The following is a 21,450-nucleotide window of genomic DNA, read 5'->3' as shown; positions in this document are numbered from 1 at the left end:
CTGCCAATGGCGCCACGCGCCAAACGAGAAAAGGTATTGGAAGACAATGAGTCGAAAGTATTTTGGTACAGATGGTGTTCGGGGTCGGGTTGGTGATGCGCCGATCACTCCCGAATTCGTCATGCGACTTGGATACGCGGCGGGGCGTACCTTGTGCGCAGAGCAACATGGAACGCGTGGACATGAACGTCCAACTGTATTGATCGGAAAAGACACTCGCGTGTCTGGTTACATGCTTGAAGCGGCACTTGAGGCGGGCTTTGCCGCTGCTGGTGTCGATGTTGTGCTGGCGGGGCCGATTCCTACGCCAGGTGTGGCTTACTTGACGCGAGCGCTCCGTCTTGATGCTGGGGTCGTCATCTCGGCTTCCCACAATCCCTACTTTGATAACGGAATCAAGTTCTTTTCGGCTCGCGGTGCAAAGCTTCCCGACGCGGTCGAGGCGGCCATAGAGGCGCGCATTGATGAGCCAATCGGATGCGCAGATTCGGCGGCAATTGGTCGTGCGAGGCGAATTGATGACGCCGCGGGGCGCTACATTGAGTTCTGCAAGAGCACATTTCCGACGGATCTGGATCTGCGCGGACTGAAGATCGCTGTCGATTGTGCTCATGGCGCTGCATACCACATTGCGCCTCGCGTGTTTCATGAGCTTGGCGCGGAGGTTGTTGCAATAGGGAAGGAACCCAATGGCCTGAATATCAATGACCAGGTCGGCGCAACCGTTCCGGAGTCGATTCGGACATTCACGCTTGCACAGGGCGCCGATATCGGGATTTCCCTTGATGGCGACGGTGATCGTCTCGTAATGGTTGATCGTCATGGCGCGATCTACGACGGCGATATGCTGATTTACGTCATCGCCCGCATGCAGAATGAACAAAGCCGGCTTCCGGGTGTGGTGGGAACGCTTATGAGCAATCTCGGCTTTCAGAGAGCCATTGAGGCGCTCGGGGTTCCATTCATTCGCGCCAAGGTGGGTGACCGCTATGTGCTCGAGCGTTTGGAAGAGCGGGGCTGGAAGCTTGGGGGCGAAAACTCAGGCCACATACTCTGCCTCGACCGGCACACGACGGGCGATGGAATTGTCTCGGCATTGCAGGTATTGGCGGCTCTCCGTATTCGAAACGAAACGCTTGCCCAAGCGTGCCAGGATCTCTCCTTCTATCCTCAAAAGCTTATAAACGTGAGAATCAAAGAAGGTTTTGACTGGCAGTCCGATCGTGCAATCTCAGAAGCTGTCGCTTCGGCGGAAAGTGAGTTGGCGGACAAAGGACGCGTATTGCTGCGGGCTTCTGGGACCGAACCACTCTTGCGCGTCATGGTGGAGGGCCAAGACGAAGCAAAAGTCGGGAACATCGCGCAACGTTTGGCGACGGTGGTCCGCTCTGCCCTTGAGTGACTGACCCTTGCGCATGCAGCCAAGCAGCAGGTGTTGGTGAAAACGCCCGATTTCGTCCCGTTCCATGAGTTGAGCAGCGCGAGCCGTTGAGGCGCTACGCCTTCATCATGTCGAGATCTTGCTTGGCTTGTCGTTAAAGTAGAGATCCGCTAGACTGCTACGTTTTGCGGCAAAATTCGGGGCTTCCTGTGAGCGGAATATTTTTTGGCCTAGTGCTGACCGTGCATGTGCTGGTTGGTGTGGCAGTGATTGGTTTGGTGCTGGTTCAGCATGGTAAGGGTGCGGATCTTGGTGCCTCGTTTGGTGGTGGCGCCTCAGGCAGCCTGTTTGGAGCGTCGGGGTCGGCGAATTTCCTGAGTCGCACGACTGCTGCGCTGGCGACAGCATTCTTTGTGACCAGCCTCGCTCTGACTTATCTGGCGAGCCATCGTGGCGGTGTTTCCCGCAGTGTGATGGATGCTGCCACTGTTGAGCAGTCGGCGCCGGCATCGTCTCAGCCGGCGAAGCCGGCAGGCCCAGCCCAAGAGATTCCGAAATAAGTCGCTCTTGGCAAATTGAGTGACTTTGTTTATAATTCTTTCCTGTTGTAAGCGTGCCGACGTGGTGAAATTGGTAGACACGCCATCTTGAGGGGGTGGTGGCGCAAGCCGTGTGAGTTCGAGTCTCACCGTCGGCACCATAATTTCGAAACGCCCGCGTATGCGGGCGTTTTTCCATCTGATGCAATTCCCGACTTTACGATCATGCTCGCGAACTATTTTCCGGTATTGATTTTCATTCTTGTCGGTATTGCGGTAGGCGGCGTAATGCTTCTCGCGGGGCGAGTGCTTGGGCGCAACAATCCCGAGCCGGAGAAGTTGTCGCCGTACGAATGCGGATTTGAGGCGTTCGAAGATGCGCGCATCAAATTCGATGTTCGCTACTACCTGATTGCAATCCTGTTTATCCTTTTCGACATAGAAGTCGCCTTCCTGATTCCTTGGGCTTCAATTTTGCGAGAAATTGCTGCCAATGAGTCACTGAGGCTATTCGGTTTCTTTGAGATGCTTGTTTTTCTTGGCATTCTCGTCGTGGGGTATGTCTATATTCGCAAACGCGGCGCACTTGACTGGGAGTAGCACGTCAGTCAACGGTTTGTCGGGGTTTGAGGGGGAGTGATGAGTGTAGAGGGTGTCTTCCGCGAGGGGTTCGTGACGACAACGCTCGATGGCGTTATCAACTGGACTCGAACGGGATCGCTTTGGCCTATGACGTTTGGCTTGGCGTGCTGTGCGGTCGAGATGATTCATGCTGGCTGTTCGCGTTATGACCTTGATCGCTTTGGCGTGGTGTTCCGGCCAAGCCCGAGACAGTCAGATCTCATGATTGTGGCGGGCACTCTCTGCAATAAGATGGGGCCTGCCTTGCGTCGCGTCTATGATCAGATGGCTGAGCCTCGGTGGGTCATTTCCATGGGGTCCTGCGCCAATGGCGGCGGTTATTATCATTACTCCTACTCGGTTGTCCGAGGGTGTGATCGCATAGTGCCGGTCGATGTTTATGTGCCGGGATGTCCGCCTACAGCAGAAGCCTTGGTGTACGGGATCATTCAGCTGCAAAACAAGATCAAGCGTACCAATACCATTGCCCGATAGCGCAGAGAAATCGCATGAGTGCAAAACTGGAACGATTGCAGGAAAGTCTGCGTGCGCGCCTTGCCGATAAGACTTACTCGCTTGTTTGCGATCGAGGTGAAGTAACGCTTGAGGTGGCGTCCAAGGATTATTTGGCGGCCGCCCTGATACTGAGGGATAGCGCCGAACTCGGATTTGAACAATTGATCGACTTGTGTGGCGTGGATTACAGTTCCCATGCTACGCGCAGTGGGTCTGTCCCTCGTTTTGCTGCTGTTGCCCATCTGCTTTCTGTTAGTCATAACTGGCGTTTGCGCCTGAGAACGTTTGCTCAATCGGATAGCTTTCCTGTTGTCGATTCGGTGTCGACGGTCTGGCCTAGCGCCAATTGGTTTGAGCGCGAGGCTTTCGATCTCTATGGCCTGATGTTTGAAGGTCATCCGGATTTGCGACGTATTCTCACGGACTATGGATTTGTTGGGCATCCGTTCCGTAAGGATTTTCCGGTTTCCGGCTACGTTGAGATGCGTTACGACTCTGAGCAGGGGCGCGTTATTTACCAACCGGTCTCGATTGAGCCGAGAGAGGTGACGCCCCGGATCGTTCGTGAAGGCAACTATGGGCAGGCAGGCAATGTCTGAAATTCGTAACTACACGATCAATTTCGGTCCTCAGCATCCGTCCGCCCACGGTGTTTTGAGGCTTGTTCTAGAGCTTGATGGGGAGGTTGTCGAGCGGGCTGATCCGCACATCGGTCTTCTCCATCGCGGTACCGAAAAATTGGCGGAGACGCGCACTTGGATTCAGTCGGTGCCATACATGGACCGTCTTGACTACGTCTCTATGATGTGCAATGAGCATGCCTACTGCATGGCCATCGAGCGCCTGCTTGGGCAAGAAGTTCCGCTTCGCGCTCAATACATCCGGGTAATGTTTGACGAAATTACTCGAATCCTGAACCACCTCCTCAACATCGGAACTCATGCACTGGACATTGGTGCGATGACGATGGTTCTCTATACCTTCAGGGAGCGTGAGGATTTGATGGATGCGTACGAGGCGGTATCCGGCGCTCGTATGCATGCCGCCTACTACCGACCCGGCGGCGTGTATCGGGATTTGCCTGATCGCATGCCGAAATACGAAGTCTCGAAGTTCCGCAATGCATCGACCGTCGCGAAACAGAATGCGGCCCGCGAGGGTTCGTTGCTTGACTTTCTGGACGATTTCGTCAGCCGCTTTCCGGGCTATGTAGATGAGTACGAGACGTTGCTCACTGATAACCGGATCTGGAAGCAGCGTACAGTTGGTATCGGTGTTGTCTCGCCAGAAGAGGCGCTTGCTCACGGTTTCACAGGGGCCATGCTTCGCGGATCTGGAGTTGAGTGGGATCTTCGAAAGAAGCAGCCATACGAGGTCTACGATCGTGTCGACTTCGACATCCCTGTCGGTGTGAATGGCGATTGCTATGATCGCTATCTTGTCCGGATGGAAGAGATGCGGCAATCCAACCGGATCATCAAGCAATGCATTGATTGGTTGCGAAAGAATCCAGGTCCGGTGATTTGTGATAACTACAAGGTGGCTCCACCCTCTCGTGTCTCGATGAAGGAGAACATGGAGGAGTTGATTCATCACTTCAAGCTTTTTACCGAAGGAATGCACGTTCCTGAAGGCGAAGCTTACGCCGCAGTCGAGCATCCGAAGGGCGAATTTGGGGTTTACGCGATATCGGATGGGGCTAACAAGCCTTATCGCGTCAAGCTGCGGGCACCCGGATTTGCGCACCTCGCTGCGATGGATGCGATTGCGCGCGGCCATATGCTCGCCGACGTTGTTGCGATCATCGGAACGATGGATATCGTCTTTGGCGAAATTGACCGCTAATCGAAAATACGTGTTCGTGAGAGAGATGGACGAGTCATGCTGAGCTCCGAATCATTAGTAAAAATAGATCGTGAAGTTCAGAAGTATCCTGCCGATCAGAAACAGTCGGCGGTGATGGCTGCACTCCGTATTGCTCAGCAGGAAAAGCGATGGCTTGATTCGGCAGTAATTGAGTTTGTCGCTGCGTATCTGGATATGCCGGCCATGGCAGCCTACGAGGTTGCTAGCTTCTACAACATGTACGATTTGCATGCGGTCGGTGACTACAAGCTCACGGTGTGCACGAATCTTCCCTGCGCGCTTTCGGGTGGCGCTGACGCGGGCGAATATCTGAAAAAGAAACTCGGTATTGAGTTCAATCAGACGACTCCTGATGGCAAGTTCACTCTTAAAGAGGGTGAGTGCATGGGGGCTTGCGGGGATGCACCGGTGTTGCTGGTCAATAACCATCGGATGTGCTGCCGAATGACCGAGTCCCAAATGGATCAACTCATCGACGAGCTGAGCAAATGAGTGATAAAGCCTTTATGCTTTCAGGGCTTGACGGTGATCGCTCTTGGCGTCTTGCCGATTACGTCAAGCGTGGGGGCTACGCGGCGCTTCGGAAGATCATCGGCGAAGAAATGGCGCCTGAGGTGATCATCGCCGAAGTCAAGAAGTCGGCGCTGCGCGGGCGCGGCGGTGCGGGCTTCCCTACGGGGTTGAAATGGAGTTTCATGCCGCGCCAGTTCCCTGGTGCGAAGTATGTTTGCTGTAATTCCGACGAAGGCGAGCCCGGTACCTTCAAGGATCGCGATCTCTTGCGCTTCAACCCCCATTTGGTCATTGAGGGCATGATCATTGCCGGATATGCGATGGGGTGTGAGCGGGGCTACAACTATATTCACGGCGAGATTTTCGAGGTCTATGAACGCTTCGAAGAGGCTTTGGCCGAGGCCAGAGCCGCCGGTTACCTTGGCGCCAACATTCTTGGCTCTGCGTTTTCCTTTGATCTCTTTGCGCATCATGGCTACGGTGCGTATATCTGTGGTGAGGAAACCGCACTTCTGGAATCAATAGAAGGAAAGAAGGGGCAGCCCCGATTCAAGCCTCCCTTTCCCGCCAGTTATGGCTTGTACGGCAAGCCGACGACGATCAATAACACCGAGACGTTTGCGTCGATACCGTACATCATCAACAACGGCGGTGATGCATTCTTGAATCTGGGGAAGCCGAACAATGGCGGAACTAAGTTGTTCTCGGTCTCTGGTCACGTCAACCGCCCCGGTAACTACGAAGTAGCCCTCGGGACACCGTTTCCCGAATTGCTCGGATTGGCAGGGGGCATGCGTGGTGGTCGCCGCCTCAAAGCGGTGATTCCCGGCGGGTCCTCGGCTCCAGTGCTTCCTGAAGCGGTGATCATGGATTGCACCTTGGATTACGACTCGATTTCCAAGGCGGGTTCGATGTTAGGTTCGGGTGCGGTGATTGTGATGGACGAAAGCACCTGCATGGTCAAAGCGCTTGAGCGTCTCTCGTATTTCTACCACGAAGAGTCGTGCGGTCAATGCACCCCTTGCCGTGAGGGTACTGGGTGGCTGTATCGAGTCATTCACCGAATCGAGCACGGGCTAGGCCGACCGGAAGACCTTGATCTTCTTGATAGTGTTTCGGACAACATCATGGGGCGGACGATTTGCGCGCTTGGTGATGCTGCAGCGATGCCTGTGAAGAGTTTCATCAAGCATTTCCGTAGCGAATTCCAATATCACGTTGATAACAAGCGATGCTTGGTTCCGCTTGAGCAACAGCGTGAAGGCAGCAAGATCTACGTAGGCTGAATATGCTAGAGATCGAAATCGACGGAAAGAAGGTCGAAGTGCCCGATGGCAGCACCGTAATGGATGCTGCGAATCGCGTTGGTACCTATATTCCGCACTTCTGTTATCACAAGAAGCTCTCGATTGCGGCGAACTGCCGGATGTGTCTGGTCGAAGTAGAGAAGGCGCCGAAGCCGTTGCCCGCATGCGCGACTCCTGTCACAAATGGTATGAAAGTGACGACAAACTCCACAAAGGCCGTCAAAGCCCAAAAAGCAGTAATGGAGTTCTTGTTGATCAATCATCCACTGGACTGCCCGATTTGTGACCAAGGCGGTGAGTGCCAGTTGCAGGATTTGGCGGTTGGCTACGGTGAAAGCGCATCCCGCTATCAGGAAGAGAAGCGTGTTGTCGTTAACAAGGACTTGGGACCTCTGATTTCAACAGACATGACACGGTGCATTCATTGCACGCGTTGTGTCCGCTTTGGTCAGGAGGTTGCTGGAATCATGGAGTTGGGGGTCGCGAATCGCGGCGAGCGTTCCGAGATCATGGCGTTTGTCAATCAGACAGTTGACTCGGAACTCTCTGGCAATGTGATCGATCTTTGCCCGGTTGGAGCCCTGACCTCCAAACCGTTTCGCTTCTCGGCACGCACGTGGGAACTCTCTCGCCGTCGGTCGATCAGTCCGCATGATTCCCTCGGTGCAAATCTCGTCGTGCAAATCAAGCATGATGAGGTAAAGCGAGTTCTCCCTCTCGAAAATGACGCTGTCAATGAGTGCTGGATCTCAGATAAGGATCGGTTCTCTTACGAGGCTCTTACGTCTCCAGACCGACTAACTCAGCCAATGGTCAAACAGGGAGGGAAGTGGCTCCCTATCGCATGGCAAGACGCTATTGACTACGCGGTGCGGGCTTTTGGCGGGGTAGTAAAGGAGCATGGCGCGGAATCCGTAGGTGCATTCCTCTCGCCGCACTCGACGCTTGAGGAAATGTTCCTCGCACAACGAATCATTCGGCGCCTCGGTTCGGATAACGTTGACTTCCGCCTTCGTCAATCGGACTTCACCGCCGATTCCATGATGCGCGGCGTACCATGGCTCGGAATGAACCTTGGAGATATTGCGAATCTCGATCAGATTCTTTTGGTCGGCGGTTCTCTGAGGAAGGAAAGTCCGTTGCTGGCACAGCGAATCCGCCAAGTGACCAAGCGAGGTGCGCAAGTAAGCATCTTGGCTTCGTCTATTGACGCGCCTCTTGTGCCCCTGTTGCATACCGTACGCGTTGGGCCAGACGCCCTTCTGACTGCGGTTGCCAAGCTAGCTGTGTCAATTGCTCACGAAAAGGGCGTCGACCCAAGCGCCTACGCGAACGCATTGGCGGGCGCTGGCGTGCGCGAGGAAGTTGCTCCTTTGGCAAAGAGCCTCCTATCGGGGAGTAATTCCGCGATTATCTTGGGTAGTTCCGTTACCCAACATCCGCAGCTTGGAGCGATCTGGGCTGTCCTCTCCGAAATCGAACGGCTCGGTGGCGTGAAGTTCGGTTTCGTCGGTGAGGCCGCCAACAGTGTTGGTGGATACGTCGCGAATGCCATGAGTCGCACCAGTAACACGAGCACTATGCTGTCGTCTTCGCTCAAGGCATTGCTCTTGGTTGGCGTTGAACCCGCCCTGGATTTTGCCAATGGTGCCCGAGCGATCGAGGCAATGCGGAGTGCCAAATCGGTTATTGCGCTGACCGCTTTCAGGAGTGCTGTCGAAGACGTCGCTGATCTTATGTTGCCGCTCTCGACATTTGCTGAAACCGCTGGCACTTACGTCAATTGCGAGGGCAGGGCTCAAAGCTTCAACGCCGCAATCAAGCCACGCGATGAAATCCGTCCGGGATGGAAGATACTACGCGTGCTCGGTGCGGCTTTGGGTTTGGACGGTTTCGACATGGACACTTGCGAGCAGGTGCGAGACGCAGTGCTTCAAAAGGAAATCACTGCTGTCACGTACTCCAACTCACTCGACGGCACTCCAGATCCTGTGAGGCTGAGTGGCAACGGACTGCAGAGGGTTTCGGACATTCCGATCTATTCCGCTGACCCCATCGTACGCCGTGCTAGGTCTTTGCAGCGAACCCGCGATGCTGCGCCGCCAACAGCAAAGATGTCCGAAAAGACCCTGACCCGCGTTGGGCTTCGGTCCGGCGAGCGCGTCAAAGTTTCCACTTCAACGGGAGCGGTGCTTTTGACCGTCGAACTGGATTCCGGATTGGCAGATGACTGTGTGCGTATCGCCGCGTCCCGACCGGAAACGTTCGACTTGGGCCCGATGTTTGGCGAATTGACTGTGGAGCGTGCCTAATGGAAGCGCTTCTGCAACCCGTAGCTGCGTTGTTTGGCCCTTTCTGGCCGCTCGTGTGGACTCTTGTCAAGATCGTTGCGATCGTACTGCCTCTGATCCTTAGTGTTGCCTATCTCACTTTTGCCGAACGCAAAGTTATTGGGTACATGCAGGTTCGGATTGGCCCCAATCGAGTAGGTCCCAAAGGCTGGCTGCAACCGATCGCCGACGCACTGAAGCTTATTTTCAAGGAAATCATTGTTCCTTCTAGTGCGAGTAAGGCCCTTTTCATTATCGGACCGATGATGGTAATGGCCCCTGCATTGGCTGCGTGGGCAGTCGTACCTTTTTCAGCGAGCCTTGTATTGGCAAATGTCGATGCTGGGCTGCTCTATCTGATGTCGGTGACATCGGTTGGGGTGTACGGCGTAATCATTGCGGGCTGGGCCTCAAACTCCAAGTACGCGTTTCTCGGTGGAATCCGCGCGACGGCTCAGATGGTTTCCTACGAACTCGCGATGGGTTTCTCACTGGTGGGCGTATTGATGGTCTCTGGCTCACTGAACCTTTCCGACATTGTGACGGCGCAAGGGCAGGGGCTCTTCAAATCCTACGGTCTTGGTTTCCTTGGTTGGAATTGGCTTCCATTGATGCCTCTCTTTGTTGTCTATCTGATCTCAGGAGTGGCGGAGACCAATCGCGCGCCATTCGACGTCGTCGAGGGTGAATCTGAAATTGTTGCCGGCCATATGGTTGAATACTCAGGAATGGCGTTTGCGCTGTTTTTCCTGGCCGAATACGCAAACATGATTCTCGTGTCAGCGCTGACTTCTGTGTTCTTCCTTGGCGGCTGGCTCTCCCCCGTCGGTTTCCTGCCGGACGGTTTTCCATGGCTGGTGCTGAAGATTGGCTTCGTCCTGTTTCTCTTCCTTTGGTTTCGTGCGACCTTTCCGCGTTTTCGTTATGACCAGATCATGCGACTTGGCTGGAAGGTATTTGTCCCGCTTACCTTGGCATGGATCATTGTGTTGGGAATGTGGATCATGTCGCCGTTGTCGATCTGGAGGTAATTGGCGATGGGCGCTGTAAGGGAGTTGTTTGTAAGTCTTTTCCTCAAGGAATTGGTGAAGGGGTTGTCTGTCACGGGACGGCACTTCTTTCAAAGGAAAATTACCGTCCAGTATCCGGAGGAGCGTACCCCGCAAAGTTCTCGCTTTAGAGGGTTGCACGCACTTAGGCGTTACCCGAACGGTGAGGAGCGCTGTATTGCCTGCAAGCTCTGCGAAGCGGTATGCCCTGCGATGGCAATCACCATAGAATCCGAGCAACGTGAAGATGGCAGTCGCAGAACTACTCGCTACGACATTGATTTGACGAAATGCATCTTCTGTGGGTTTTGCGAAGAAGCATGTCCGGTAGATGCCATTGTTGAGACACGAGTGTTTGATTACCACGGCGAACAGCGTGGCGATCTCTATTACACAAAGCAAATGCTACTGGCAGTCGGCGACCGCAACGAAGAGCAAATTGCAAAAGACAGAGCGGAGGAGGCGCGATACCGTTAACTCCCTCGGGGTGCGGTGGCTGGCTACTATGGAATTTACGACTGTCCTTTTTTATGTTTTTGCTGCCATCACGACCGTGGCAGGGTTGCGCGTAATTACGTCTCGCAATCCAGTTAACGCAGCGCTTTACCTTGTGCTTGCGTTCTTCAATGCCGCTGGAATCTGGATGCTGCTGCGAGCCGAATTTCTGGCGATCGCCTTGGTGCTCGTGTATGTAGGTGCGGTGATGGTGCTGTTCCTATTCGTGGTGATGATGCTGGATATCAACCTCGAGCGCATCCGTCAGGGATTCTGGAGTTACTTGCCTTTGGGTTTGTTGATTGCAGCGGTCCTGGTTGGAGAGATGGTCGTGGTCGTATGGGGAAAGTGGTCTGGTTTGGAGGCTATGCCGATGCCGGCCGAGACTGCTCTGTATAGCAACACGAAGTCGCTGGCGTGGCTGATGTTCACCGATTTTGCGTACCCGTTCGAACTAGCTTCGTTTGTCCTTCTGGTTGCAATGGTAGCGGCGATCTCACTGACTTTGCGTACCCGTCCGGGCAATAAGGCAATTGATCCGGCCCGACAAATCATCGTCAAGGCAGCAGACCGGTTGCGCATTGTACGAATGCAGTCTGAAAAAGCAGAGATGAGTCGGCCGGTTGAGTCGGACGGGAGCGAATGATGCTACCTCTTTCACATGTTCTCATTCTAAGTGCCGTTCTCTTTGCAATTGGCGTTGTTGGGATTTTCCTTAATCGGAAGAACCTGATTGTCTTGTTGATGTCGATTGAGTTGATGCTTCTCGCAGTGAATATGAACTTCATTGCGTATTCAACCTATCTTGGTGACCGGTCTGGGCAACTCTTCGTTTTCTTTATTTTGACAGTCGCTGCTGCTGAGGCGGCGATCGGTCTTGCAATTCTTGTGGCAATGTTCCGAAACATGCGCACAATCCATGTCGACGATCTAGACAGTCTGAAGGGTTGAGGCCTCCGACAATGACGGACATGCAGAAACTATATTTGGTTGTACCCTTGGCTCCATTGATTGGATCGGCGCTGGCGGGTTTGTTTGGGCGGACCATCGGAAGAACGGCTTCCCATTGCGTAACGATTTTGGGAGTGGCCATTGCATTCTTGGCGTCGTGCCTCGTCTTTCGTGATGTACTGGCAGGCAACACATTTGATGGATCTCTCTACACGTGGGCCGTTGCGGGCGATCTGACGTTCAATGTTGGCTTTTTGATCGATAAGTTGACAGTCATGATGATGTTGGTCGTGACTTTCGTCTCCCTGATGGTGCATGTCTATACCATTGGTTACATGCACGATGATCCAGGCTATCAGCGATTCTTTAGTTACATTTCGCTCTTCACGTTCTCAATGTTGATGCTCGTGATGAGCAACAACTTCGTGCAATTGTTCTTCGGCTGGGAGGCGGTCGGACTTGTCTCCTATCTGTTGATTGGATTCTGGTATACGCGTCCGACTGCAATTTATGCAAATCTCAAAGCTTTTCTTGTAAACCGCGTAGGCGACTTCGGTTTCTTGCTTGGGATCGGCCTTATTGCAGCGGCGACTGGATCGCTGAACTACGCCGAGGTGTTCGCAAAGATTCCGGGATTGGCTGGCGCAACTATAGAGTTGTTCCAAGGGCATTCCTGGCAGTTGATGACGGTGATCTGTGTTTGTCTGTTTGTTGGCGCGATGGGTAAGTCAGCACAGGTGCCCTTACATGTCTGGCTGCCTGATTCCATGGAAGGCCCCACCCCGATCTCGGCATTGATTCACGCGGCAACAATGGTTACCGCAGGGATCTTCATGGTTACGCGTATGTCGCCGCTCTTCGAAGTGTCGGAGACCGCACGGACTTTTGTTCTCGTAGTCGGTGCAACGACTGCCCTGTTTATGGGCTTTCTCGGCATTATTCAGAACGACATCAAAAGGGTGGTGGCGTATTCAACGTTGTCTCAGCTTGGATATATGACGGTTGCGCTTGGGGTGTCCGCCTATTCTGCCGCGGTGTTCCATCTCATGACGCATGCTTTCTTTAAGGCGCTTCTCTTCCTCGCAGCTGGTTCCGTGATTATCGGTATGCACCACGACCAGGATATTCGCAATATGGGTGGATTGTGGAGGCGGATGCCGATTACGTGGCTGACCTCGCTTGTCGGCTCGCTCGCGCTTATCGGGTTTCCATTCTTGTCTGGCTTCTACTCGAAGGACGCAATCATTGAAGCCGTGGCAGAGAGCCATATTGCGGGATCGAGCTATGCGTATTTCTGTGTACTGCTTGGCGTGTTCGTAACCGCGTTTTATTCGTTCAGGATGTATTTCCTCGTTTTTCACGGAAAAGAACGTTTTCAGAGCGCCCAAGGACATGGCGACGCGCACGACCACGAACATCACGGCGATGCGCATGATTTACATGTACCGCACGAGTCGCCTTGGGTGGTGTGGCTACCGCTTGTGCTATTGGCGCTGCCTTCGCTGGCGATCGGTTTTTTTACCATAGAGCCAATGTTGTTTGGTAACTGGTTTGAGTCCGCGGTGGTAGTCACCGAGGCAAATGATGTACTTGCACGCGTTGGCGAGGAGTTTCATGGCGCCTCGGCGATGGCCTTCCATGGTTTTACCGCACTGCCGTTTGGACTTGCGATGGCTGGGGTTGCGGTCGCTGCCGTGTTCTATTTGTTTAAACCGGAAATTCCCGCTTGGTTTGCTCGCACCTTTGCACCCATCTATCGTTTGCTTGAAGAGAAGTACTACTTCGATCGAATCAATGAATTGGTGTTTGCAAGAGGCGCGCGACTTCTTGGCTCTGGTTTTTGGAAGGTTGGCGACCAGGCAGTGATTGATGGTGTTTTGGTCAACGGAACAGCGAACACGGTGGGCGGGATCGCGCGTTTGGTGAGACTGGTTCAGACGGGGCACTTATACCAATATGCATTCGTGGTCATTATTGGCGTTGTCATACTTTTGATGGGGTGGGGCAGGCACTTCTAAAGCCTCCGGCAGCGTATTGATTGTGTTCAATGTTTTGCGTCCATTGATGTATAAATCGGATAACTAGTGATGACGGGTGTGCCTCTTCTTAGCCTTGCAATCTGGATTCCCATCGTCGGCGGTCTGCTGGCTCTGGCTACAGGATCTGAGCGCAATGCGTCCGTTGCTCGACTCATCGCGTTGGTGACGTCGCTTGCCGGGTTCTTCGTTACGCTACCGCTTTACACTGGCTTCGACGCTGGATCCGATGCGATGCAGTTTGTTCAGCGGGTGCCATGGATCACCCGGTTCTCGATTGAGTACTATCTTGGTGTTGATGGCATTTCGATGCCGTTCGTGATTCTGAACAGCTTCATTACCGTCATCGTGGTGGTAGCAGGCTGGGAGGTAATTGATCGAAAGGTGGCGCAATACAATGCGGCCTTTCTAATTATGTCCGGTCTTTTGAACGGTATTTTTTCGTCACTTGATGGCATTCTGTTCTACGTCTTCTTCGAGTCCAGTCTGATACCGCTCTATCTCATAATCGGGATATGGGGTGGTGCAAACCGGGTGTATGCAGCGATCAAGTTTTTTCTTTACACGCTGCTGGGTTCGTTATTGATGCTTGTCGCAATACTTTGGCTGTTTATGGAAGCCGGGGGTAGCTTCGACGTCTTGGCGTGGCATGGTCTCAAGATCGGTATGCAGGCCCAAACCTTGATCTTCTTCGCGTTCTTGGCATCGTTTGCAGTAAAGGTGCCGATGTGGCCGGTACACACTTGGTTGCCCGACGCCCACGTGGAGGCTCCGACTGGGGGCTCGGTTGTTCTTGCGGCGATTGCTCTAAAGCTAGGTGCGTACGGATTCCTTCGGTTTTCGCTCCCCATCGCCCCTGATGCAGCTCAGCACTTTGCTCCGCTCATACTCACGCTTTCCTTGATTGCAGTTGTTTATATCGGTTTTGTCGCGCTTGTTCAGACGGACATGAAGAAGCTCGTCGCTTATTCGTCAATCTCGCACATGGGGTTCGTAACGTTGGGCTTCTTCATGTTCAACGCGGTTGGCGTCGAGGGTGCGCTAGTTCAAATGATCTCGCACGGGTTTGTCTCGGGCGCCATGTTCCTTTGCATCGGTGTGCTTTATGACCGGATGCATAGTCGTCAGATTGCTGATTACGGTGGCGTCGTGAACTCGATGCCGAAGTTCGCTGCGTTCTTCATGCTCTTTGCAATGGCCAATGCTGGGTTGCCGGCTACGTCAGGTTTTGTCGGTGAATTCATGGTGGTTCTTGGCGCGGTCAAGTTCAACTTCTGGATCGCATTTCTGGCAGCGACCACGCTGATTCTTGGCGCAGCGTACACGTTGTGGATGTACAAACGTGTTGTGTTTGGTGAGGCAGCAAACGACGCTGTTCGTACGTTGTCCGATATTGGCCGTCGTGAATTCTTGTTTCTAGCGGTCTTGGCTGTTTGCGTGTTGGGTATGGGTTTGTATCCGAAACCGATAACCGAAGTAATGCACGCTAGTGTCAATGGACTGCTCAAGCATGTCGCAATCAGCAAACTCTGATTGTTAACCAGCAAGCACCTAGGGTCTGATGATGGAATTCGTGTTGCCGGACTTCCGGCTTGCAACGCCAGAGATATTCATTGCCTGCGCGGCGCTGTTTGTCTTGATGGTCACTTCCTTTAAGAAACAAGGAGCCCGGACGGCGGCTTTTTGGTTGTGCGAGATCACCTTGCTTGGTGCGTTCGTGCTCATCTTAGGTTCAGGTGATGTGCAACGTTCGCTGACCTTTGGTGGAATGTACATCGCTGACCTGTTTGGAAGTTTTTTGAAGCTTGTGGTCTGCTTGGCGGTTGCGATAGTGCTCCAGTACGGACGTGCATACATGGCCGCGCGGAAGATTGATACGCCCGAGTATTACCTTATGGTGTTGTTCGCCACGTTGGGTATGTTCGTGCTTATTTCAGCTAGCCATTTTGTCAGTATCTATATGGGTCTGGAGCTCATGTCCTTGTCGCTCTATGGGTTGGTGGCAAGTGATCGCGACAATCCACGCTCGACGGAAGCGGGGATGAAGTATTTTGTCCTTGGGGCATTGGCAAGTGGGCTTTTGCTGTACGGGATGTCGATGCTGTATGGCGCTACGGGTTCGCTTGAGCTTCATGAGATCGCGCAGCGCATCTATGATCGGTCAGCCAACGACGTGGTTGTGGCATTTGGTCTTGTCTTTGTGATGGTAGGGGTTGCCTTCAAGCTTGGGGTGGTTCCGTTTCACATGTGGGTGCCCGATGTGTATCACGGTGCGCCGACTGCAGTCACGCTGTTGGTCTCGTCCGCACCAAAGATCGCCGCGTTTGCGATGGCCTTCCGCATTTTGGTTCTCGGGTTGTTTGATCTTGCGGAACAATGGCAACAGATGCTGATGCTTTTGGCGGTCGCGTCGATTGTTTTGGGTAATTTGGCGGCGGTCGCCCAGACAAACATCAAACGGATGCTTGCTTATTCGGGCATCTCACATATGGGTTTCATGCTGCTCGGTTTGCTTGCCGGTGTTGTAAAGGGCGAGGGCGGTACGTATGCGATAAACGCATATAGCTCCGCAATGTTCTACACGGTTGCATACGTCTTGATGACGCTTGCCTCGTTTGGAATGGTGATTCTCCTTTCCAGGGCTGGCTTTGAGGCAGAGAACGTTGATGATTTCAAGGGTTTGAATCAACGCAGCCCTTGGTTTGCCGGGATGATGCTGATCGTGATGTTCTCGATGGCAGGCATACCGTTTTTCGTTGGCTTCTTTGCGAAACTATCCGTTCTCCAAGCCGTCGTCGCTGCAGGTAACGTTTCTGGGCTCTCGATCTATTATTGGCTGGCCGGAGTCGCGGTTGTTATGTCGGCGATAGGCGCGTTCTACTATCTTCGTGTCGTCAAAGTCATGTATTTTGATGATGCGCTGGATAATTCGCCGATTGAAGCTTCTATCGGAACCCGTTCGGTCCTTTCGGCCAATGCGCTCTTGCTGGCTGTGATAGGTCTGCTTCCGAACTCGCTTATGCAGATCTGCGCATTTACTCTGCTTCATTAAAGCGAAGCCGCGCGGGTATATTGCTCTAATCGCCAGGCTCAAAACGCGGGGCTTGGCGATCTCGCATCTAGAGGTACTTGCTCGGGCGGTGAGTCGTTCTGCGCAACCTCATCTTGCTGGCTGAACGAACTTCGGTCTGGGTACGGAAAACGATCCAGCACTGTTAAAGACGCGGGGTCGAACGTCTTTGTATTCGCCAACGCTCAAATCCTTGCTGCTGAATGTTGTGCGAGGCAAGTGCTCGTTGGTTTGAAATGTTCGCAGTGCTCGCCAATGCAGGTTCGCCTCTGTGTGTTGGGTGTGAGCGCCGTGTTTTGGTCGAACCCTCGCCTCGATCGGAAACTGAAAGAGCTTTGGTGAAGGCGATTCCATTTCTTTGCAGGTCCCGAAATCAGGCGCCCCGGATCAAGCGCTTTCATCGAGCGGGCTTGCACGCTGCGGAGTAGCGAAGTCAGCCCAGCAATTCGGCGTTTCGTACAGGCGCACCTTGTGTAGGCTGAGCCGCTTCCCATATGCCTGCGCAAAATGTGGTTCGAGTGTTTCAAACGCGAGTTGGGCGAGGTTTTCCACTGTCGGGACCAAGGGCAGTACAACGGTCTTGTGATTTGGTAGCGAGGCGAGAAAGTCCCTTACTGCGGTGTCCTCGGCGTGGACCAAGAAGGCATGGTCCCAGTGATCGACAAGTTCCCGGTTTGCGATTGCTTTCAGCGCCGAGAAATCGAGGACCATCCCTTCATCCTCTGCGTGGTGCATCGTTACCCGACGTCCCGCCAAGGTGACCTCGAGTACATAACGGTGGCCGTGCAAGTTGCGGCACTGGCTTCCATGATTCGGGATTCGGTGGCCTGCGTCGAATTCGAGGCGACGCGTTATTTTCATCGTTGCTGCCATACGGTTCTCGGACAAGAGATGGGGGCTGCATAAAATAACAACGGCACCCAGAGGATGCCGTTGCTTGGACGTTCTCGGCTGGAAGAGCAGTATCAGCCGGTCTTCTTCTTTGCCTTTGCTTCTTTCTTAAGATTCTTAAGAAGATCGGGGTCGGCATTCTTCAGATACTCGATCACTTCGAGATCGTCTTTGCGGATCTTGCCAATATCCACCTGTTCAACGTGTACAAGGCGCAGAAGTGCCTGAACAGGGCGCGGGATGTTGCGGCCGCTCTCGTAGCGCGACCCGCCGCTTTGCGTGACACCGATCTTCGACCAGAACTGAGACTGATTGAGGCCGAGTTTCCGGCGGATCTCACGAACATCAACTTTGTCGTTACTTTTCATGGTGGCAACCTCGTTTCGATTTCTTGTCTGTGACCCCGGCCATCTGCGCGATGGCGCTCCCCTACACAGACCGGCGTACCGGCCGACAGTTCCCATATTATAGATCAATACTCGATTGCCATACCCGAACGCTGATGTCTGGCTTGGATTGATCTGTAAAAGACTGTCACGCGTGGTCTGAGGTGACGCCGGGAGTTCGTGTAAAATCTTCCATCCCACGTGATGCAGATACGACGATGGCACTGATAGTTCAAAAGTATGGCGGCACTTCCGTTGGTTCAACGGACCGAATCAAGAACGTGGCCAAGCGGATCGCACGCTTCCAGAAGGACGGCCACCAAGTCGTGGTTGTGGTTTCTGCGATGACGGGCGAGACCAATCGGCTGATTGCCTTGGCCAAGGAAATGCAAGCCGCGCCCGATCCGCGTGAGCTGGATGTGGTTGTTTCGACGGGCGAGCAGGTGACTATCGGCTTGTTGTCGATGGCGCTTATGGATCTTGGCGTGAGTGCGAGAAGCTATACCGGGCATCAGGTCCGTATCTTGACCGACAACTCACACACAAAGGCCCGCATCCTCAAGATCGACGAAGATCCGATTCGGGCGGATCTCGAAGAGGGGCGTGTTGTTGTAGTCGCCGGCTTCCAGGGTGTTGACGAGGCTGGCAACATCACAACGCTTGGACGGGGGGGGTCGGATACCACCGGGGTCGCACTGGCGGCGGCGTTGCACGCCGATGAGTGTCAGATCTACACCGATGTCGACGGGGTGTACACGACTGACCCGCGTATTGTCCCCGAGGCGAGAAAGCTCGATCGCATTACCTTCGAGGAAATGCTCGAAATGGCGAGTCTCGGCTCCAAGGTGTTGCAGATCCGTTCGGTCGAATTTGCCGGCAAGTACAAAGTGAAACTGCGCGTGTTGTCGAGCTTCCAGGAGGAAGGCGAGGGCACGTTGATAACTGTTGAGGAAGATAGCAGCATGGAACAGCCGATCATCTCCGGGATTGCCTTCAACCGTGACGAGGCGAAGCTCACCGTGCTTGGTGTGCCTGACAGGCCCGGCATCGCCTACCAAATTCTTGGTCCTATCGCTGATGCCAACCTTGACGTGGATATGATCATCCAAAACGTTGGTCGTGATGGAACAACGGATTTCTCGTTCACGGTCAATCGCTCCGAGTTCGAAAAGGCACGTGCCGTCCTCGAAGAAGTGAAGGCGCACATCGGTGCGCGCGAGGTTGTGGGCGATAAGGGTATCTGCAAGGTTTCGGCGGTCGGGGTCGGCATGCGCTCCCATCCTGGCGTCGCAAGCAAGATGTTCCGCACGCTCGCAGAGGAAGGCATCAACATTCAGATGATCTCGACCTCGGAGATCAAGATATCCGTCGTGATCGACGAGAAGTATCTTGAACTCGCCGTGAGGGTCTTGCACAAGGCCTTTGAACTCGATCAAGAGGGCGCGTAAGGCGCTGCTCATTGACGAAGTCTAGGCAAACTAGTTATAGTCCCAAGTCTTGAGTGGAGAGTTGGCCGAGAGGTCGAAGGCACTCCCCTGCTAAGGGAGCATACGGGCTAAAACTCGTATCGAGGGTTCGAATCCCTCACTCTCCGCCACTAGTTGGTGGTTGTGTAATAAAACTTGCGAAGACGTGAATAGTAGTCTATAGTTCCGCTTCTCAGCGCATCCGTAGCTCAGTTGGATAGAGTACCTGGCTACGAACCAGGGGGTCGTGGGTTCGAATCCTGCCGGATGCGCCACCTAAATCAAGCACTTAGCCCAGTCTTCGGACTGGGCTTTTTGCTTTTCTAGGCCTGGATGGCGTTCTGGTGCCCGTTTGGTGCCCGTTTGTCGAAACCTGTAGGCCGTACTTGGGGGGGTATGGGCAAACAGCAGCTGTCGGACTTCGAGCGTAACGAACAGATTGAGGCTGCGGAGCGCTTAGCCAGAGGGCTGCGCATGAGCTTGTTAGCCTCAGTCCGGGCAGGCTCGGAAGACTGGTGGGGCCGTTGGCGAGGTAGTGACGAGCGGAAACGGTGGTTGCTTTGCTACGAGGCTAGGCCAAACCTTGATGCGTCCGATCTTCAGTGCCTGGTAGGCCTGTTCCGGGACTGGTGCGACCTGCCAGGTAACGCGAAGGACTGGCAAGAGCAGCGCCGTGACTCCACGGTTCGGCTTGTCTATGACTGGATTGCCGCAACTGACGAGGTGCTGGCGTTTCCAGCCTTTGGCTACGCAGCATTGAATGAGGCGCACGCACGCACGGTGGCGCGCGCCAAGGCACAACGGCTCGCTCTAAAGGCGCTGAGGCATCCGAAAGCCCTGGTCAGCGCTCAGCGGCATCAGCGCCATCGTGACGACGAAACCCTCTCCCTCGATGCCGTCCGCAAGGCGATCGAGCACTCAGGGTTGCGACGCGTGCTGAAACCGACGGGCGAAGTCGTCCAGAAGCCCGGCATCCCAACCAAGGTCTCTGTCGCGGATGAGGGGCTGAGCCTAGAAGACATGCTCGTTACGATGAGCGATGAGGAATTCGAAGCCTTCCTTACCGGACTCCCTGCGCTTCCCTAGGCGAGGCCTCGGAAGGTTCCTGGGCGGTTTTTGTGCGCAACTGTCCTTTTTTGATGAATGGGGCGCCGGATACTCCTTCTGCCGCGTTACACGGGTGTCAACCGACGCCCGAAGACGCCCAGACAGAAAGGGGTTTCCATGCAAGACAATCCAAAGCAGTTCCCGCAAGGCGGCTACGTGCCGCAGCTGCGCTATCTCATCGACCTGAAGCGGACTCAAGCGGTCCTCGGTGTCTCACGCGCGAAGGTCTATGACATGCTGGCGAAGGGCGAACTGCCCGCGCCCGTTAAGGTCGGCGCCTCGACCCGCTTCTATGCCGACGAGATTGCTGCCTTCATCGACGCTTTGCCCCGTGCGACGAAAGGGGGCGTTCAATGAGTTCGATACAGATTCGCATTGGCGACGAGCGCATCCGCCTCGACGAAGAGGAGTTGGCGGCGATCGACGGCGCCGCGCCCCATCTCGGCTTCAACCAAACAGGCCACTACAAGGACGAAGGGCGGAAGGCGGTAGCAAAGACTACGGCGCCGCATCTCAGTCCCGCCGAAGGGCTCCGGCACTTCATAACCGTGTGTGCCGCGATCAAGCCTTACCTTCCGGCGACGCTGCCGACGGTTTTGGAACTCCCGATCGACGTTTCGCATGAAATCGTCCTGGCATCACGCGTGCTCGGCTCCAACCCGGGCGACGTCGAGCTTCCGTTCCCGATAACCATCATCGAGTCGGCGGTGCTTCCGGGGCGCTGGCTGATCTGCGCACGTCTGCAAGACGGCGCTGCCACCTTCACTAACCTGTCGGCGGTCGAATCGGCGCTGCAGGCGGCGGGCCGAATGTTTGACCCGATGTCCGGTTTTGACATGGAAGCGTTCAAATTGATGGAATTCCCTACGGGGGCTGAGCTGGACAAACTCACGGATGGCTTCAAATGACCGGAGGCGAGAACCATT

22 protein-coding genes and 3 tRNA genes are annotated in these 21,450 nt (G+C 54.3%); 23 read left to right on the top strand and 2 right to left on the bottom strand.

The window, feature by feature from the left end; translation table 11 throughout:
• The first annotated feature begins 46 nt into the window (after window positions 1-46).
• From glmM to nuoN, 17 genes are all read left to right on the top strand, one after another.
• Window positions 47-1,402 (top strand): phosphoglucosamine mutase, encoded by a 1,356-nt coding sequence (gene glmM / locus GGR36_RS06915; RefSeq protein ID WP_183633470.1) that lies wholly within the window; start codon window positions 47-49, stop codon window positions 1,400-1,402.
• Window positions 1,403-1,590: 188 nt separating this feature from the next.
• Window positions 1,591-1,941, top strand: coding sequence for a preprotein translocase subunit SecG (gene secG, locus GGR36_RS06910; protein ID WP_183633406.1), 351 nt, complete (start codon window positions 1,591-1,593; stop codon window positions 1,939-1,941).
• Between the two features lie 55 nt (window positions 1,942-1,996).
• Window positions 1,997-2,081, top strand: a tRNA-Leu gene (locus GGR36_RS06905).
• A gap of 64 nt (window positions 2,082-2,145) precedes the next feature.
• Window positions 2,146-2,520, top strand: a complete 375-nt coding sequence (locus GGR36_RS06900) for an NADH-quinone oxidoreductase subunit A (protein ID WP_183633404.1) — start codon at window positions 2,146-2,148, stop codon at window positions 2,518-2,520.
• A 39-nt stretch (window positions 2,521-2,559) separates the two neighbouring features.
• Entirely contained in the window at window positions 2,560-3,036 is a 477-nt protein-coding gene (locus GGR36_RS06895) for a NuoB/complex I 20 kDa subunit family protein (RefSeq protein ID WP_183633402.1), read from the top strand.
• A gap of 14 nt (window positions 3,037-3,050) precedes the next feature.
• Window positions 3,051-3,656, top strand: a complete 606-nt coding sequence (locus GGR36_RS06890) for an NADH-quinone oxidoreductase subunit C (RefSeq protein WP_183633400.1) — start codon at window positions 3,051-3,053, stop codon at window positions 3,654-3,656.
• Window positions 3,649-4,902, top strand: coding sequence for an NADH-quinone oxidoreductase subunit D (locus tag GGR36_RS06885; protein ID WP_183633398.1), 1,254 nt, complete (start codon window positions 3,649-3,651; stop codon window positions 4,900-4,902). The genes GGR36_RS06890 and GGR36_RS06885 overlap by 8 nt, the downstream gene beginning before the upstream one ends.
• Before the next feature lie 36 nt (window positions 4,903-4,938).
• Window positions 4,939-5,415, top strand: a complete 477-nt coding sequence (nuoE, locus tag GGR36_RS06880; protein ID WP_183633396.1) for an NADH-quinone oxidoreductase subunit NuoE — start codon at window positions 4,939-4,941, stop codon at window positions 5,413-5,415.
• On the top strand, window positions 5,412-6,722 hold the full coding sequence (gene nuoF, locus GGR36_RS06875; RefSeq protein ID WP_183633394.1) for an NADH-quinone oxidoreductase subunit NuoF: 1,311 nt from the start codon (window positions 5,412-5,414) through the stop codon (window positions 6,720-6,722). Before nuoE ends, nuoF begins: the two co-directional genes overlap by 4 nt.
• Window positions 6,723-6,724: 2 nt before the next feature.
• Window positions 6,725-9,055, top strand: a complete 2,331-nt coding sequence (nuoG, locus tag GGR36_RS06870) for an NADH-quinone oxidoreductase subunit NuoG (protein ID WP_183633392.1) — start codon at window positions 6,725-6,727, stop codon at window positions 9,053-9,055.
• Window positions 9,055-10,104, top strand: coding sequence for an NADH-quinone oxidoreductase subunit NuoH (gene nuoH / locus GGR36_RS06865; protein ID WP_183633390.1), 1,050 nt, complete (start codon window positions 9,055-9,057; stop codon window positions 10,102-10,104). The genes nuoG and nuoH overlap by 1 nt, the downstream gene beginning before the upstream one ends.
• Before the next feature lie 6 nt (window positions 10,105-10,110).
• On the top strand, window positions 10,111-10,599 hold the full coding sequence (gene nuoI, locus GGR36_RS06860) for an NADH-quinone oxidoreductase subunit NuoI (protein WP_183633388.1): 489 nt from the start codon (window positions 10,111-10,113) through the stop codon (window positions 10,597-10,599).
• A gap of 28 nt (window positions 10,600-10,627) precedes the next feature.
• Window positions 10,628-11,263: an NADH-quinone oxidoreductase subunit J gene (locus GGR36_RS06855; RefSeq protein ID WP_183633386.1), complete on the top strand. Its 636-nt coding sequence runs from the start codon at window positions 10,628-10,630 to the stop codon at window positions 11,261-11,263.
• On the top strand, window positions 11,263-11,568 hold the full coding sequence (gene nuoK, locus GGR36_RS06850; RefSeq protein ID WP_183634929.1) for an NADH-quinone oxidoreductase subunit NuoK: 306 nt from the start codon (window positions 11,263-11,265) through the stop codon (window positions 11,566-11,568). Before GGR36_RS06855 ends, nuoK begins: the two co-directional genes overlap by 1 nt.
• A gap of 11 nt (window positions 11,569-11,579) precedes the next feature.
• Window positions 11,580-13,586, top strand: coding sequence for an NADH-quinone oxidoreductase subunit L (gene nuoL, locus GGR36_RS06845; RefSeq protein ID WP_183633384.1), 2,007 nt, complete (start codon window positions 11,580-11,582; stop codon window positions 13,584-13,586).
• A gap of 69 nt (window positions 13,587-13,655) precedes the next feature.
• Window positions 13,656-15,137 carry an NADH-quinone oxidoreductase subunit M gene (locus GGR36_RS06840; RefSeq protein WP_183633382.1) on the top strand — a complete coding sequence of 494 codons (1,482 nt, stop codon included), beginning with the start codon at window positions 13,656-13,658 and terminating at the stop codon, window positions 15,135-15,137.
• A 31-nt stretch (window positions 15,138-15,168) separates the two neighbouring features.
• Complete coding sequence (gene nuoN, locus GGR36_RS06835) at window positions 15,169-16,656, top strand: NADH-quinone oxidoreductase subunit NuoN (RefSeq protein WP_183634928.1); 1,488 nt, start codon at window positions 15,169-15,171, stop codon at window positions 16,654-16,656.
• 405 nt (window positions 16,657-17,061) lie between these two features.
• Here nuoN and queD read toward each other — a convergent pair whose 3' ends face one another.
• On the bottom strand, window positions 17,062-17,535 hold the full coding sequence (gene queD / locus GGR36_RS06830; protein WP_183633380.1) for a 6-carboxytetrahydropterin synthase QueD: 474 nt from the start codon (window positions 17,533-17,535) through the stop codon (window positions 17,062-17,064).
• A gap of 104 nt (window positions 17,536-17,639) precedes the next feature.
• Window positions 17,640-17,933 (bottom strand): helix-turn-helix domain-containing protein, encoded by a 294-nt coding sequence (locus GGR36_RS06825; protein ID WP_183633378.1) that lies wholly within the window; start codon window positions 17,931-17,933, stop codon window positions 17,640-17,642.
• Between the two features lie 236 nt (window positions 17,934-18,169).
• Between GGR36_RS06825 and GGR36_RS06820 the strand changes: the two genes are divergently transcribed.
• The 6 genes from GGR36_RS06820 to GGR36_RS06795 all read left to right on the top strand — a co-directional run bounded on the left by GGR36_RS06820 (window position 18,170) and on the right by GGR36_RS06795 (window position 21,432).
• Window positions 18,170-19,399, top strand: a complete 1,230-nt coding sequence (locus GGR36_RS06820; RefSeq protein WP_183633376.1) for an aspartate kinase — start codon at window positions 18,170-18,172, stop codon at window positions 19,397-19,399.
• A 55-nt stretch (window positions 19,400-19,454) separates the two neighbouring features.
• A tRNA-Ser gene (locus GGR36_RS06815) sits at window positions 19,455-19,548 on the top strand.
• 67 nt (window positions 19,549-19,615) lie between these two features.
• A tRNA-Arg gene (locus GGR36_RS06810) sits at window positions 19,616-19,692 on the top strand.
• Between the two features lie 121 nt (window positions 19,693-19,813).
• Window positions 19,814-20,503 (top strand): hypothetical protein, encoded by a 690-nt coding sequence (locus GGR36_RS06805; RefSeq protein WP_183633374.1) that lies wholly within the window; start codon window positions 19,814-19,816, stop codon window positions 20,501-20,503.
• 138 nt (window positions 20,504-20,641) lie between these two features.
• Window positions 20,642-20,881 carry a helix-turn-helix transcriptional regulator gene (locus GGR36_RS06800; RefSeq protein ID WP_183633373.1) on the top strand — a complete coding sequence of 80 codons (240 nt, stop codon included), beginning with the start codon at window positions 20,642-20,644 and terminating at the stop codon, window positions 20,879-20,881.
• On the top strand, window positions 20,878-21,432 hold the full coding sequence (locus tag GGR36_RS06795; RefSeq protein WP_183633372.1) for a hypothetical protein: 555 nt from the start codon (window positions 20,878-20,880) through the stop codon (window positions 21,430-21,432). The genes GGR36_RS06800 and GGR36_RS06795 overlap by 4 nt, the downstream gene beginning before the upstream one ends.
• Window positions 21,433-21,450: the final 18 nt, after the last annotated feature.

It is taken from the genome of Niveibacterium umoris, from assembly GCF_014197015.1.
GTDB classification, from domain to species: Bacteria; Pseudomonadota; Gammaproteobacteria; order Burkholderiales; family Rhodocyclaceae; genus Niveibacterium; species Niveibacterium umoris.
The sequence above is the reverse complement of the archived record's forward strand: the minus strand, read 5'-3'. Positions and strand labels throughout refer to the sequence as shown.